Annotated in this window: 13 protein-coding genes; 6 read left to right on the plus strand and 7 right to left on the minus strand. The window is 67.7% G+C overall.

Annotated elements, in window-relative coordinates; all coding sequences use genetic code 11:
- Positions 1-34 precede the first annotated feature (34 nt).
- Positions 35-271 (plus strand): hypothetical protein, encoded by a 237-nt coding sequence (locus F3087_RS38860; RefSeq protein ID WP_150407164.1) that lies wholly within the window; start codon positions 35-37, stop codon positions 269-271.
- 8 nt (positions 272-279) lie between these two features.
- On the opposite strand, the gene F3087_RS46245 is transcribed toward F3087_RS38860, so the two are convergent.
- Both F3087_RS46245 and F3087_RS38865 read right to left on the minus strand, forming a co-directional pair.
- Entirely contained in the window at positions 280-435 is a 156-nt protein-coding gene (locus F3087_RS46245) for a hypothetical protein (protein WP_191094351.1), read from the minus strand.
- The gene (locus tag F3087_RS38865; RefSeq protein ID WP_396897611.1) at positions 416-3,616 is read right to left on the minus strand and encodes a caspase family protein; all 3,201 of its coding nucleotides are present in this window, start codon (positions 3,614-3,616) and stop codon (positions 416-418) included. Before F3087_RS38865 ends, F3087_RS46245 begins: the two co-directional genes overlap by 20 nt.
- On the opposite strand from F3087_RS38865, the gene F3087_RS38870 reads away from it, so the two are divergent.
- Positions 3,528-5,063 carry a carboxylesterase/lipase family protein gene (locus tag F3087_RS38870; RefSeq protein WP_223885685.1) on the plus strand — a complete coding sequence of 512 codons (1,536 nt, stop codon included), beginning with the start codon at positions 3,528-3,530 and terminating at the stop codon, positions 5,061-5,063. The two genes, F3087_RS38865 and F3087_RS38870, sit on opposite strands and share 89 nt — an antisense overlap.
- A 264-nt stretch (positions 5,064-5,327) precedes the next feature.
- On the opposite strand, the gene F3087_RS38875 is transcribed toward F3087_RS38870, so the two are convergent.
- The 3 genes from F3087_RS38875 to F3087_RS46250 are packed head-to-tail and all read right to left on the minus strand — an operon-like array spanning position 5,328 to position 9,930.
- Positions 5,328-8,411, minus strand: a complete 3,084-nt coding sequence (locus tag F3087_RS38875; RefSeq protein WP_150407167.1) for a lantibiotic dehydratase — start codon at positions 8,409-8,411, stop codon at positions 5,328-5,330.
- A gap of 9 nt (positions 8,412-8,420) precedes the next feature.
- A complete protein-coding gene (locus F3087_RS38880) occupies positions 8,421-9,743 on the minus strand; it encodes a lanthionine synthetase C family protein (protein WP_191094353.1) in 1,323 nt (440 codons plus the stop codon).
- Positions 9,744-9,768: 25 nt separating this feature from the next.
- Entirely contained in the window at positions 9,769-9,930 is a 162-nt protein-coding gene (locus F3087_RS46250) for a hypothetical protein (RefSeq protein ID WP_191094354.1), read from the minus strand.
- Positions 9,931-10,344: 414 nt separating this feature from the next.
- On the opposite strand from F3087_RS46250, the gene F3087_RS46255 reads away from it, so the two are divergent.
- The 3 genes from F3087_RS46255 to F3087_RS38885 are packed head-to-tail and all read left to right on the plus strand — an operon-like array spanning position 10,345 to position 12,624.
- Entirely contained in the window at positions 10,345-10,518 is a 174-nt protein-coding gene (locus tag F3087_RS46255) for a hypothetical protein (protein ID WP_191094355.1), read from the plus strand.
- 18 nt (positions 10,519-10,536) lie between these two features.
- Entirely contained in the window at positions 10,537-10,695 is a 159-nt protein-coding gene (locus tag F3087_RS46260) for a hypothetical protein (RefSeq protein ID WP_191094356.1), read from the plus strand.
- 15 nt (positions 10,696-10,710) lie between these two features.
- Positions 10,711-12,624: an ABC transporter ATP-binding protein gene (locus F3087_RS38885; protein WP_150407169.1), complete on the plus strand. Its 1,914-nt coding sequence runs from the start codon at positions 10,711-10,713 to the stop codon at positions 12,622-12,624.
- 81 nt (positions 12,625-12,705) lie between these two features.
- On the opposite strand, the gene F3087_RS46265 is transcribed toward F3087_RS38885, so the two are convergent.
- Positions 12,706-12,858, minus strand: coding sequence for a hypothetical protein (locus tag F3087_RS46265; RefSeq protein ID WP_191094357.1), 153 nt, complete (start codon positions 12,856-12,858; stop codon positions 12,706-12,708).
- A 144-nt stretch (positions 12,859-13,002) separates the two neighbouring features.
- Entirely contained in the window at positions 13,003-13,842 is an 840-nt protein-coding gene (locus F3087_RS38890) for a LysR family transcriptional regulator (RefSeq protein ID WP_150407170.1), read from the minus strand.
- Between the two features lie 105 nt (positions 13,843-13,947).
- On the opposite strand from F3087_RS38890, the gene F3087_RS38895 reads away from it, so the two are divergent.
- A complete protein-coding gene (locus tag F3087_RS38895) occupies positions 13,948-14,673 on the plus strand; it encodes an SDR family oxidoreductase (protein WP_150407171.1) in 726 nt (241 codons plus the stop codon).
- Positions 14,674-14,700 lie beyond the last annotated feature (27 nt).

Consider the following 14,700-nt stretch of genomic DNA (forward strand, 5'->3'; position numbering starts at 1 on the left):
GCGTGCCAAGGCGAGCAAACTGCGGAGGTGAAGAATGACCGACGAGGAAATCGTCGTCGCGTTCGCCCTGACCAGACTGGATAACGCGAACAGCGACCTCGACCTGGAAGACGTTGCTGCCCTGGTAGTGCGCCGCCTGACCCCTGATCAGATGCTCGACCTCGCCACCCGCAACCTGGCCACCCGAAATGAGCTACGGGGAGCGTTGTTCGAGTCCGCGGTCGAGCATGTGCTCAGGACCGTCCTGACTGCCCGAGGTTTTGTCGACTAGCGGCGTGTTCATTCGTCGCTGACGCGGATGATCGTTTTGGCCGGGCCGTGCCTGCGGGGACCGAAGGCGTCGGGCGCTTCGGCAAAGGGGCGGACGGCACCGACGGCCGGTTTGATCCGGCCTTCGCGCAGACGTGTGGTCTCCTCACGCCTTCCCGGTGCCATGCAGCGTGATCTTCAGACGCGGGTTCCCGTTCTTCTGGTTGATCTTCAGTGTGGCCTCGAACTGGCCGACACCGGGTGGGTGGAATATCACCCGTAGATAGCATTCGGTCTTCCCTTGGGGCGGTGGGCATTCGCCGTCGAGGATGGAGAATGCCGCGCCGTTCATTCCGTCGTCGAGCTGCACCACGGCGAGGTTGTCGCATTCCATATAGGCGAAGGGGATGTACTTCTTGACTGCCTTCCCGACCTGAGTGGCGGCATAGTTGACCGAGGTGTTGTAGGGGGTGCAGGCCGGCTTTTGCGTCGTGACCGCGGTGACAAACGGGATCGTGACCAATTGTGTTGTGCTGGTTGATGGTTCGACGGTGTGCGCGGTGGTGGGCGGTGCCGCGGTCGGAGGCTTCGACCGCGGCTGTCCGGTGCGGGTCGGCTCGGGCCCCGGGTTCGGCGGAAGCTGTTCGGTCTCCTCCACCTCGGACTCCGGGGGTGGGGTGGTGAAGACGACGGTGCCGGTGGCGGCGATCTCGGTGGGCGGGGGTGTCAGCTGCGAACAGGTGCCCCACAACCCCAGCACGACGGCGACGATCACCGCGCCGATCAGGGTGCGCGGAATGCGGCGCCGACTGCCGCCCGTGGGCTGATCGGTCGGCGTCCGCCATTTTTCGATGGTATCGCGCACCCGCCGGGTCTCCGGGTGATCGGGGCCGAGGCGAGCGGTGAAGTTGGGCAGCCACGCCTCCCACAACTCGATCCGCTCCGCCAGGGACGCCCAGGGCAACGCATACAGCGCGCCGAACGCGCCGACCGGGTCGCCCGCCCCGAGGTAGTGCCGGATGGCCGCGACTTCCCGATACGCGGCGGCTTCGGCGGTACCGCTCTGCCTGAGCGCGGCAATGATCGCCCGGTGCGCGCGGACGCTCGAGCTGTCTTTGCGCGGATTCGCTTTGCGCAGTGGGTCTTTCAATGCCGCATGGGCGACGCCGAGATGCTCGCCGGTCGAACCGGGGCGGCGCCGGGCGATCAGCACGCCGAGGCCGACGGCCGAATCACGTACCTGCGCTTCATCGATGGTGCGCGCGCCGAGATCGTGCACTGCGCGCAGGACGACATCGATCGGCAGGACCGGTCCGGCCTCCGCGGCGACCACGACGGTGATCAGCAACCCGACCGTCTCCGCCCGCATGCCGGTCAGCGACCACTGCAGGTGCCCCACTCGATGCCGGACCAGAGAATCGATGGGTAGACCCGCGGTGAAATCGCCGTCCACGAGGTACCGATCGACCTGCGCGATCAATCGGGCGTGCAGCCAGCCGCCCACCGCGCGCCACGGGCGGTCCGGCCACGGCACATCCGCCGGTACGCCCGGGTCGACGGCGGTGAGTGCGCGGGTGACTCGGGACCTCGGCCACGGCTCACCGTGTTCGTCTTGCGCGTGCCGCAACAGGTAGTTGCCGACGTCGCCCACACCCGGCAGCGGAAGCTCGAAGCGCCACATACGCAGGGCCGGTGGCGGGGCGGCGGCATCGTCATCGCTTCGGGCGGTACCGATTACACGGACATGCGCGAAGTCGGCATGGCTGGTCAAAGTTTCGATCGCGGTCCACAGTTCGTCGCGATGGCCGTGTTCGGTCGGCAGATCGAGTCCGTCGATGAGAAGCGTTGTGGTGCGGCCGGTTTCACCAAGCGTCACCAGCGCCCGGGCCAATCTCGCTGCCACCTTGCGGTATTCGCCGGGCACGGCTACCGCAGTCGCGGCGGGTTCGATCTCGCCTGCTGCGCTGAGCAACGCGACTCGGCGTTCTAGCTGGACCGCGAGTTCGTCGGTGACCGACCGCAGCGTGCTGGTGCCGGTGAGGAAAATGGCGGCGCCGATATGCGCTGCGCTGATTGCGGTTTCGAGGCCGAGCAGGTCGGGGCGCACCAGCAGGGCGACCGCGGTGGATTTGCCGCTGCCGCCCGGTCCGAGGAGCATCCGCAGACGCTCGTAGCCGTGCTCGGTCACGGCGTTCACCTGGCTGCGCAGCGCCTTGGTGACATGCAGCCCGCGAACGAGTTCGTCGACGGTGCTTGCGTCGGGACGATCGCGCACCGCGTCGCGGGCCCGAGTCACGTTGGGCACCAGCCACAATCCGTGATCGGCGACCGAGGTGGGCGACCCCGCGGCAAACGAGAAGTGCTGCGGCTGCTGGCGTGCACAGGCTCGCGCGACCGGTGCCAGCAGATCCGCGGACAGCAAATTCTCGCCGCTGGTGGGTATTCCGCTGCGGAACGTCGTGAGCATGGTGCGGGTGAAGCATCCGTCGTAGGCGTTGCCGTCGTCGCTGGCGACGAGCAGGTCCACCCGGCCGGACGTCTGGCGGATGAGAACCGGCCAACTGCGCGCACCGGCGTCCGCTGCCGCCGCGGCCTCGCAACTGTCGACCACGACCACGAGACCGTCCAGCCCCGGCGAACCGCTGATCCGTTCCTTGAGGGTCTGGGCGAGGTGAACGGCATACTGCGAGTCCAGAATCGGCTTGCCGGCTGCATCCGATTCGAGCGAATCACGGGCCAGGAAATAATAGTCGCCATTGACACTGAGGCCGTGACCGATAAACCACAACAGCAACGTTGCTTGTTGCCGCCCCGCTGACTCGAATGCCGCGCGCAACGTGCTTTGGAGATTCCGGACGGTCGGATTCACAATTGTCATACCGCTGGGTACGGCCGACCGCCATTGGCCGGAATCAGCAAGGGCGGCAGCGACTTCCGCGACCAGTGCGGAAGGAAAACCGAGGTGGGGGAGCGCATCGCATTCGGAACCGATAATCAGCGCAAGCCTTCTCCCCACGGCTCCGATAGTAATACGCATCCCCTCGAAACACTCGACCAAGAAGACAAATTGGCCGGGACGATCTTCATCGGATTTCTCGTGCTCACCACCCTCGTGGTGGTGCCCCTCCGGTGGCCCGGTAAGTCCTGGCTGGATGCGCGAATACCGCGGGTGCGCGCGGACGGTCGGCGCCGAGTGCGTGTCCGGCGCGGTGTGGGCATCTGGTCTGGAAGTCTGTGGGGGATCGACGGACCTGCTGTACCGACGAACGGAGTCTTCTGTGTCCGATGCTGCACTCCTGGTCGATACCGCGACGGGAACGATTGCCGGTTGCCACCTGCCCAGTGGGGGTCGCCTGCTCGCGGGCATTCCGTTCGCGGCCGCGCCCGTGGGTGAGCTGCGATGGCGTGCCCCGCAGCCGCCCGAGCCGTGGCCGGGCGTGCGGCGCGCAGATCGTTTCCGCGCCGCACCGGCGCAGGGCGCCTCGCCGAATGTGCCGGGGGCGAGCCCGAAGTCGACCTTCCCGACCTTCCCGACCGCGCAGATCACCGAGACCTCCGAGGATTGCCTGTATCTCAACGTGTGGGTTCCGGCCGGCAGCGGAGACACCGCTCTGCGTCCGGTCATCGTGTGGATCTACGGGGGTGGTTTCGAGGCGGGCTCGGCCGCACCTCCGTACAGCGACGGCGACGCGCTGGCCCGGCAGACCGGCGCGGTCGTGGTGGCCGCGAACTACCGGCTCGGCGCGTTCGGGTTCCTGCACCTGGCCGATCTGGGCACGCAGTGGTCCGGCGCCACCAATTTCGCCATCCAGGATCAGGTGGCCGCGCTCGGCTGGGTCGCCGCCAATATCCGGGCTTTCGGCGGTGACCCGGCCAACGTCACCGTCGCCGGTCAGTCCGCCGGTGCGTTTTCCATCGGCACCCTGCTGGGCGTCCCGGCCGCGTCCGGGCTGTTCGCCAAGGCGATCCTGCACAGCGGTGGCACCTCCCGGATCCTCAGCCGGGATACCGCGAACACGATGACCGAAAACCTGCTCGCCGCACTACGACTCGACGACCCCGAGGACCTGCTGAAGGTCCCCACCCAGGACGTCCTGGACGCGCAGACGATCATCGCGAGTACCGATATCGGCAGCCGCAACCTGCCCGGCGGGCACGTGTGGGGCGTCGTGCTCGACGGTGTCGTGCTACCGCGTGACCCGCTGCGGACCGTCGCCGACGGTGCGGTCGCGCACATCCCGTTGCTGATCGGCGCGACACACGACGAGATACGACTGTTCCAGCGGCTCGCCGGAGACGCCTTCCGCCCGGCGGACCGGACCGCCTTGCTCGCGGAGATGCAGCGCGCCGGAGTCACCGAGCCGGACGAACTGTTGCGCGCCTACCGTTCTCGCGCCCCGCACTCCGATGATCTGTCCGATCTGCGCAGCATGTTTCTCACCGATGCGGTGTACCGGATACCGGCCACCGACCTCGCTCGGGCCCAGAACGCCGCCGGCGGGCGGGCCTACCATCAGCTGCTGCTGGCCGAACCGTGCGGCCCCGACCTGGGCGCGTTCCATGGCGCCGACCTGCTCTATCTGTTCGACAAGCTCGCTCTCGTCGACGCGGCCCGCCCGGAACACCTCGCCGTACGCGACCTGCTCATCGGCGCGTGGACCGACTTCGCCGCATCCGGGGCCCCGCGCTGGCCTGCCTACGCGCCGAACAAGGTGACCAATTCCCGCGCGATCACCGCGCCACCGATCGTTGATTCGATGATCACCGAACCACCAGACGACATCGCGCGCCTGTGGTCGCGCCCGTCGATCTGAAAATCGAACAGCCCCAGCCGGTTACAGCTCCACCCGGCATACCCCGAGGTGCGTGCCATACCTGTTGTCGTCCAAAACATGTGGGGGGGCGATCGGAGGTACCGGACGCCGCGCAAGCGTTTCCGGGTCTCACCGGGCGTGAGCGCGAAGTGCTCGAGCTGGTGGCGGCCGGGCGCCCAACGCGATGATCGGTGTGTACGACCGGACCACCGCGATCCTGCGTGCAAGGGAGGCCGGACTCGGCGTCTAGTTCCTGGACGGGCACTAGCGCAGCGGCGCGTGCCGCAGGCTTTCCGTCGTACGCAAGAGCAGGCCGAGCACCTGCTGCTCCGGTGGATGCCCGCAGCCGAGCAGCCGATTGCAGTGCATATGGACAAAGCTACGCGTGAGCTCCGGAATCGACCGGCTGAGCACGCCGCTCGCGGCGGCCGCCTCGAGTCGAGACCTGATGGCCCGCAACCGAATTCGCCGCTCGGCCAGCACTGCGGCGATCGTCGCGCCGCCCGGCTGTGCCGCAGGCCAGTCCGGGTCGCCGAGTAACGACCTGAATGTGCCCTTCTGCTTACGGTATTCGTCCGCGGTGGCCTTTCGATCGACGACACCGGCTCGATAGAGATCGAGTCGCGCCGGCTCGTCCAGGCCGAGCGCGACGATCAGATCGTGCACCGTATACATGCCGAGGTGTGCCCGCTCCATCGTCACCACCCGTTGATCGATGAGTTCGAGCATCGCCAGCGTCGCAACGCTGTCGGCCGCGAAGAGCTCCTCGGCGATCTCGGTTCCCGCGACGCCGCCGTAGCGTTCAACCTCCTGATCGTAGGTGTCCAGGCCGAACCGGTGGCAGAAACCATTGGCTACCAAAGTATTTCCCCATCGCAGCACGGCAGGTGCCACCGTGTCGACCAGCCGGTCCTGAGTACCGTGCCAGCGAATGCGAAGGTGCGGATCGGGGTCGGTGTAGCGCAGGAAGAACCAGCTGTCGGCCGATCCGTCGGCCAGGGTTTCCGCACAGAACGTCCGGATCTGGTTCACCAGCAGATCTTCCTCGAACGTCGGCACGTGGTAGAGCTTGGCGAACAGCCAATCGCTACCCGGCGGGCGCAGACGGTCGCGTGCCTGTGTTCTGGCCGGTGCCCGAACCACCCCGGCGGGAGCGGCCTCGACGGCGTCGAGCACCAACGGCACAACGACTTCGCTGAGGTAACGCCCGTCGGTGCCGGGCAGCCAAGCGTGCGCCGGCGCTGGCAACGCCTCGTGCAGGACGAGCTGGCCGTTCCGCAATCCGGCTGCCGCGGTGCGGATTTGCGCGACTTGGTCGGGTGCGTCCAAGTCGAGCAGCAGACGGTTGTCGGAAGCGGCCAGGTACACGTGGCGCGGCGGCTGCCACCGCTCCCGCCAGGCGGCGAACGCCGCCGCGAACGCCGCCGCCGAGGTCGCGGCCAGATCGTCGGTGTTCAGCCGCCACCTGGCAGGCGACAAGACGATCCGGCCGACCTGAACCCGCGGCACGAACGGGAAACCGGCGGCCGGACCCCAGTCGAACGTGGTCGGCATCGGCCTGCCGTAGCCCTTGATCTCGTCGAGGAAGCGCAGTGCGCTCGGCGCCATCTGCGAGTTGAGCATGTGCCCCGCACACGGCATCACTTCTTCGCCGGTGCGTGACCAACGCACCACGAACCGTGACTCCTGCACGCCGACAACGAGTTCGGACACCGGGATGACGCGCTCGGCCGATGCTCCCGGTGTCGTGTCGAACGCCAGCTCCCAGTCCCGGCTCAGCGGCCGGATCGCGACATTCGCCAGCCGGTTGGGCCGGGGCAGGTAGCTGACCTCGGCCCAGAGCCGCCCCGGTCGGCACGCCGCCTCGGCGGCCGCCGATTCCCGCAGCGCCGCACCGGCACTCGGCCCGATCACGTCGGCGAACCGCCCGAGCACCCGGCCCGCGACCGACGCGCCCATATTGGGTCCGAGTACTACCTGGAAGTCTCCCGCGTCGAGCGCGGCGGCCGACGTGGCCAGCACGAACAGCGAAATATCAAGGGAAGTAGGCGCTTTCAGGGGCTCAACGGGCTGCAACTCCAGCTTGGCAATGGTTGCCGCATCCAGCTCGACCACCTGCGTGCGATCCCTGATCGCCGCCAATGCCAGCTCGGTGAGCGTGCGATCCCGCAACCGACGCCGGTCACTGCCCGGCGCACCGGTTTTAGATCTGTCCGGGTCACCGAGCCCGATCTCCGGGTCGATCAACTCCAGCAGGCCCACCTCGCGCTCCAGCCCGTAGCGCTCGACAAAGGCCGTGCGATAGCTGTCCAAATGTGCGTGGCCGGTGGGCCATGACGTCAGCCGCAGCAGCAGTTCGGCCGCGCGAACAGCTTCGTCCGCTATAGCGCGGCTGAGCCGGGTGCCCGCCAGCGGCAGCGCCATATCCGTCTGGAACGGCCCCTTCTCGGTCTTGGCCGAGTGCACCGACTGCGCCCGAACCACGAGCTTCGGGTGCGCGGCCGCGGCCTGCTCGTGGTCGAGTCGATCCCACGCGTCTATCTCGTCGAGCAGATCGCCGAGTGCCGCGCCGTCATCCGCGCCCGCCGGGATAGCCGAGAGACGTTCAGCCACATAGCGAGCCGGTTCGGCGGCGGTGAGCGGCGGCCGCAGCTCGGTCAGCAGCAACGTCTGTTCCCACAGCTGGTCGAGCAGGTGTGTGACGCGCGTGGCATCGGTACCGAGGTCGGCGGCGAGTCGACCGACCAGATCGCGAAAGGGCACCGGAGCCTTGGCGAGCTCGAGGGCGCGCCGCACCGGTGTCGTTGCCCGCAGCGACACCGCCTGCTGCGCCGGTGCGGCGCCCTCGCCGATCGGCGTGCGCTCGCTCAGGAACACCCGATCGGCTTGCACGAACGCGGCTGGATTCGCGAACCAGCGCAACCCCGCACGGATCTCGGCGCGCTTCTCCATGACCGCGACGAAATCGAGCAGCCATCCCATGTCCGGCCTGGTGCGCACCGTCGGCGGTGCGCCGGCGATCGAGAGATCGGTGCGTGTACCCCACCGCGCCAGGCCGACACCGGCGAACATGCCGAACGGCGTCGGCCTGCTCGACATTCGGATCAGGTACCGCTGCAACTTGATCGACAATCGGGCGCGGGCCTCGGCGTTCGGTCGCTCCAGCGCGCGAACCAGGTCACCGCTGCCCACCGCGAGCGCGCGCCGTACCTTCGGGTCGGCGGGCAGCAACTCCGCATCGGCGGACTCCGAAGACACGGCATCGAGCGCCGAATACCGCTCGATGGGCAGCAGCGGCGCGCGGACCATCAACCAGTCGAGTGGGCGATAGAGGTTCGCTCCGGGCATATCAACTCCTCAGGCCAGCAACAACATTCGATCCCATGACGGCGAGATGTCGGTGGCAGCGGCGAGCAAGGCGAGCGCGATACCGGCCGCGCCGTCGAGCAGGCTGGGATCGTCTGTGGTCGTGTCGTTTTCGCCGATTGCGCGGTAGCCGAACCGAGCTCCCGGTTCGAACATCTCGATCAGCTCGTCGGTCAACCCGCCGGCCGCCGCCGAGTACCCGGGATCGCCGGTGTCACTGGCGAATCGCACTGTGATCTGTAAGAGACCCGCTATCCCGTGGCAGAGGCCGGGCGAGGTGTCGATGCGCCGGGCACTCGCCGGCCTGCGGTACACCGCGGTCAGTGTGTGTCCGGCGAACTCGCTGAACTCCTTGTCCGCCAACGCTGTTCCGGCCAGCCATAGCGCGCGTGCGATGCCCGCGCTGCCGTAACACCAGGCATTGTGGGTCGGTCCATACGCAGGTGGCGCGGATCCCGTCGGATCCGGCATCGGGATGCCCGAGGCCCAACTCGGTCCCCAGTCGTCATCGGCGCGATGGGCGATCAACCAGCGGGCCACTCGCTCGATCGCCGCTGGTTGCCCCGGCACCGAGATGCCGTCGAGTTCGGCAAGCGCCAGCACCGCCATCGGCCCGGTGATGCCGTGCGCGAGACCGGAATTGAAGACGCCGGTGGGGAAGGCACGCGCCATCGGCGTGTCGGGATGGATGGCGGCAAACGGCGTATGCCAGTTGGGCAGGCCATCATCGCTCACACCACAGAGGGCGACCAACCCGGTCAGTATCGCGCGCAACGCGGTCTCGTCCTTGCGGCGCAACAAATATGCGCCGACTCCCGCCGCACCGGAGATCACGTCGAACGCGGAGAACGGCAGCCCGGCCGGTGTCTGCCGGACCGCAGCACCGAGCGCGGCCGCCCCGGTGGTTATCGCACCGTCGAGGCCGCTGAGCAAGCGCTGGTATCTGGTGCCGCACTCGGACAACGCGTCGGCCGAGAACGCCACCTCACCCAGGCCGCCGAACAGACTGAGCCTGCTCGGCTCGTGCTGTTCGACGGACCGTGCCGCGATGGTCAGGCTGCGATGTGCGTGCGCGGCCCAGCCCTGGTCCGGCAGCAGCCGGTCCAGCTGTCCGAACAACACGGCACGGCCCGCGTGGTCCGGCGGCACCGGCGTCGATTCGGTATCGCACAGCCGTTGTCCGACCTCGACGGCGACAGCGACCGCCGCCGCGGCCCGATGGGCGGGCAGCGAACTGCGCCATCGTGTTTCGGGCCCTGCTGGAGCAGCAGCATGGGAGTGATCGACGATCGTCGACGCGCGGTCCGTGTTCACGTGCTCAGGTGTCCTCTCGGCGTATTCAGCAGTCGCGGGTGATATGGCAGGCCGAACCGCAGGTGCCGCAATGCGATTCGTCACACCAATCCGCGTCCGATGTTCGGCCCGACATGATCGGATCGAGTGTCCTGGTGGCCACGCTGATTCGAACGTCGAGATCGAAATCGTCAACTGGTGCGGACATGATTACTCCTTGAATCCGGGTGTGGATCGACACCACACCGAGCCATGGTTGTGCTCAGCATCTGTCGCCGGTAGGGCACATCGGCCAACTACTACAGTCATCGGTCGGGCAGGCCTCTGGGCCGTCCGACTTCTGTTTGCCAGTCAGGAACAGTTGGCTTTCCGGCGACCGTGACAGCTCGCCGAGACGAATGTCGAGGTCGAATTCATCGATGGGTGTAGACATTTCACTCCTTTCTCGCCAGAGAGTGCTGAGGCTTTCCACCGTGCCGCACTGCCACCCCTCGGCGACAGGGGCAACGACCGCAGGCGGCCGGGGAACTTTCCCGGATCTTCCCGGGCGCTGCCTCTGCCGGTTGGGAATGCCGCGGCGCGAGCCTGGAGTGATCTACCCCTGCACCCAAGGAGGCAACACATGGCCGTCGTACTCGACGACTTCGATCTGGATGTCCGGCTCGGTAAACCCCTTCGCGTCGACCAGCTGCTCAACGGTTTTCCGCCGACCAGCGAGGGTGACTGCGGTTCGCACGCCTACACCTGCGGTGACGGCTGCCCGACCAAACACACCAATCGATCCAACTGCTGCTGAGCGGCAAGGAGATTCGCGATGATTACCGAAGATGAGTTCGACCTCGACGTGCGGTTCGGCGTCGGACGCAGCAACTGGTCAGTGGTTGCGCTCGACCCGCCGACCGAAGCCGACCCGGACTCGCACGAGGCCACCTGTGGCAGCGCTTGTCCCAGCCACGGGCCGAACTGCCACTGAGTCGCCGGAAACCCGATGGCAACAGCGGAATTCGGCGACGCACCGCTCGTCGGGGTGGACGAGATGAGCACGCCGGCCTGGATGACGGTCGATCAACAGGTGGCCGAGGCCGGTCTGTGGCGGACACTGCTCGCGCTGCCCGCGGGCGCGCGGGTGGTGCTCGGCCTGGCCTGGCAGGCCTCCCGGCGGTTGAGCGTGCTCACCGCGATGCTCGCCGTAGCGGGTGGGTGCGCGACCGCGTTCGGTCTGCTGGCCACCGCCGATGTGCTGTCGGTGCTGCTGGCGCAGGGGCCGACACCGCAGCGAGTGGTGTCGGCACTACCTGCGGTAGGTCTGGTGGTGGCCGCGCTCGCGACGCGTGCGCTGCTCGAAAGTGGCACCGCCACAACGGGAGCCTTGCTGAAGCCACGAGTCGAGCAGCTGGCGCGCGATCGCGCGCACTCCGCGATCGCGCGCGTCGACCTGATCGCCTTCGACGACAGCGACTACGCCGAGCTGGTCCGCCAAGGATTACAGCGCGGCATGGGCAGCATCGCCCGCTGCCTCGACGCCATCACGAGCGTGTCGGGTGCGGTCATCCACGGCGGCGCCGCGGTCTGCACCGCAGCCGTGCTGCACCCGGTGCTCGCGCCGCTGGTGTTGTTGGTGGTTGTCCCCGACCTGTGGGCATCGGCGCGGTCGGCAAAGCTGGCCTACCAGTCCTACGTCCGCATGGTGACGCGCAATCTTCGCACTGCCATCGCCAGCGATTTGCTCTCCGATCGCGAGACCGCCGCCGAACTGCGTGCCTGCACGGCGGGGCCCGCGCTGCTCGCGGAGTATCGGCGGATCAGCGCACAACTCACCCAGGACGCCAGCAGGGTCGAATTCGCTAGGGCGCGTGTGCGATTGGCCGGTCGCATGGTCGCGGGGATCGGCACCGGTGTCGCCTACGGAGTACTCGGCCTACTGCTCTACCTCGGCTCCCTGCCGCTGGCGTCGGCCGGTACAGCGATCGTCGCGATGCGCATGGCCGCCGCCGCGCTGTCCAGCACGATGGCAGGCGTGAACAGTCTGTACGAGAATATCCTCTACCTCGAGTTCTACGCCGACCTGCTCGAACAGACCGCACTGCGCAGCCGACCGCCCTCGACTGCGGAGGCGCCCGCCGATCCACATGAAATCACCTTGCACTCAGTGTCTTTCACGTACCCGGGGCAGACCGAGCCCGCGCTGCGCGAGCTGAACCTGACCATTCGCCGCGGCGAGGTCATCGCCTTGGTCGGCGAGAACGGCTCGGGCAAGAGCACATTGGCCAAACTGATCACCGGGCTCTATCGGCCGACGCACGGCCAAGTGCGGTGGGACGATGTCGATCTGGCGACGGTCGACGAAGAGTCGATCTACCGGCGCATCGCGATGGTGATGCAGAATCCCGCCCGCTGGCCGATGACCGCCCGCGACAACATCCGCATCGGACGGATCGAACGCGCCGATCCGCACGGCCTCGGATTCGCCACCGCCGCAGCAGAATCCGGCGCCGACACGGTGATCGCCGAGCTGCCGCACGGCGAGCGCACTGTCTTGTCCCGGCGCTTCGCCAACGGCAGGGACCTTTCTGGCGGGCAATGGCAGCGCATCAGCGTCGCCCGCGGTCTCTACCGTGACGCCCCCATCCTCGTCGCCGACGAACCCACCGCCGCCATGGACGCCAAGGCCGAGCACGCCGTCTTCGCATCCATCCACCATTTGACCAGCACCGCCCGCACCACCATCCTCATCACGCACCGCCTGGCCAACATCCGCCACGCCGACCGCATCGTCGTCCTCGACCACGGCCGCATCATCGAACAGGGCACCCACGCCCAACTGCTTGCCGACCAGGGCCACTACGCCGACCTCTATACCCTCCAAGCCACCCCATACCACCCCGAGCCCGCCCTCGGCTGATGCCCGCAGCCTTGCCGGCCAACCAATCCGGGCGACCGCCCCATGCCCGCGGAGCGACTGGAGTGGACGTGCCGACTCGATCTACTCGACCGGAGGGGGCTGGATGAACACCACGGAGTCCGGTACAGCACCCACCCGTGGCGGAGTCCGCTGCGCGGACTTCTGCGCATCCGTCGCCGGTGGTTCGACGCCGGCAACAGGTTCGTTCTCGTCGGTAGCTGAATCAGTACTCATCGGAGTCACTTTCGCTGGTAGAACCGTTCCCCGGCAACAAGTATCGCAGCGCGATGGCCCGGGCGGCGTGACTTCGACAGCACCGTGATCGGCTACCGCATGGCCTCTAGGACCTGAGCCACGGTCGGCGAACAAGGGTGTCGCTCAGAGGAGTGTCGCGGTGTGGACGAGGTCGGCAACGGCTTTGGATCTGCTATGTGGTGGCCACGCGATGACGGTTGTGACGGCCGGTGCGTCGGGGACCGGGACGATGGCGTGATCTTCGCGTAGCTGGGTTCGTAGCGACTCGGGGACGACCGCGCAGGCCAATCCGAGCGCGATGAGTTGGAACAGTTGGGTATGGTCGCGCACCTGCGGACCCGGGCCGTCCCGGTAGCTGCCGTCCCGTCGAGGCCAGCGGGGTAGGGGGAGGTCCGGCAGGGTTTTGACCTCGGCGAACGGTATATGCGCCCGGTTGGCGAGCGGATGACCCGCGGGCAGGACCACGACCTGCGGTTCGGTGTGCAGATCCTCGGTGTCGAATCCGGCTGTCGTGTCGTACGGCCGTTGGAGCAGGGCAACATCTGCTCGCCCGTTGCGCAGCAGGCCTTCGGATTCGCCTGGCCCGCAAAGCATCACCTCGACTGGGACCGCGCAGGGTTCGGCGGCGTAGGCGGCCAGCAGTGTCGACAGCAGTTCTTTGGACGCACCGGCTTTGATGGCCAGCACCACTCCGGGCCGGTCGGCGGCGGCACGGCGGGTGCGGCGCTCGGCGGCTTCGACCGCTTCGAGGGCGAGCCGGGCCTCCCGCAGCAGTACCGCCCCTGGTTCGGTCAAAGTGATCGCGCGAGCGGTGCGGTGCAGCAGGACGACGCCGAGCCGTCGTTCGAGCTGCTGGATGGCCCGCGACAGCGGCGGTTGCGCCATGGAGAGTCGTTGTGCCGCCCGCCCGAAGTGCAACTCCTCGCCGACGGCGACGAAATATCGCATCTCCCGCGTCTCCACCAGGTCATGGTATCCGGCGATGACCACGGCCAATACCCGTGCGGTATTGCCGCCGACCCGATCGGTCTTGGACGCTGCACCCGGAGCCGCAGCAGGATCAGCGGTGTGAGTGAACAGACGATTGCGCTGGTAACCGGCGCGAACAAAGGAATCGGATACGAGATCGCCGCCGGCCTGGGCGCGCTCGGCTGGCGGATCGGGGTGGGCGCGCGGGACCAGCACCGCCGCGACACCGCGGTGGAGAAGCTGTGCGCGGCAGGTGTCGATGCGTTCGGTGTGCCGCTCGACGTGACCGACGACGCCAGTGTGGCCGCGGCGGCCGAATTGATTGCCGAGCAGGCCGGCGGGCTCGACGTTCTGGTCAACAACGCCGCGATCACCGGCAGCGCGCCGCAGATACCGACCACGCTCGATCCCGCGACCGTGCGAATCGTCGTGGAAACCAACGTGATCGGGGTCATCCGCGTAACAAACGCGATGCTGCCGATGTTGCGCGCCTCGGCCGCACCGCGGATCGTCAACATGTCCAGCAGCGTCGGCTCGCTCGCCCTGCACACCACCCCCGGCGTCGACATGGGCCCGGTCCCCGCCGCCTACTTGGCCTCGAAGACCTTCCTCAACGCCTTCGCGATCCAATACGCCAAGGAACTCGGCGACACCAACATCCTGATCAACTCCGGCTGCCCCGGTTTCTCCGCCACCGACCTCAACGGTTTTCGCGGCGTCCGCACCCCGCAACAGGGCGCGGCCATCGCGATTCGCCTAGCGACCCTGCCCGACGACGGACCGACCGGCGGATTCTTCGACGACGCCGGAACAGTGCCCTGGTGAGTGGCCCACAGTGCCGGCCGAATGTCG

Origin of the sequence: Nocardia colli (genome assembly GCF_008704205.1) — a bacterium.
GTDB lineage: Bacteria > Actinomycetota > Actinomycetes > Mycobacteriales > Mycobacteriaceae > Nocardia > Nocardia colli.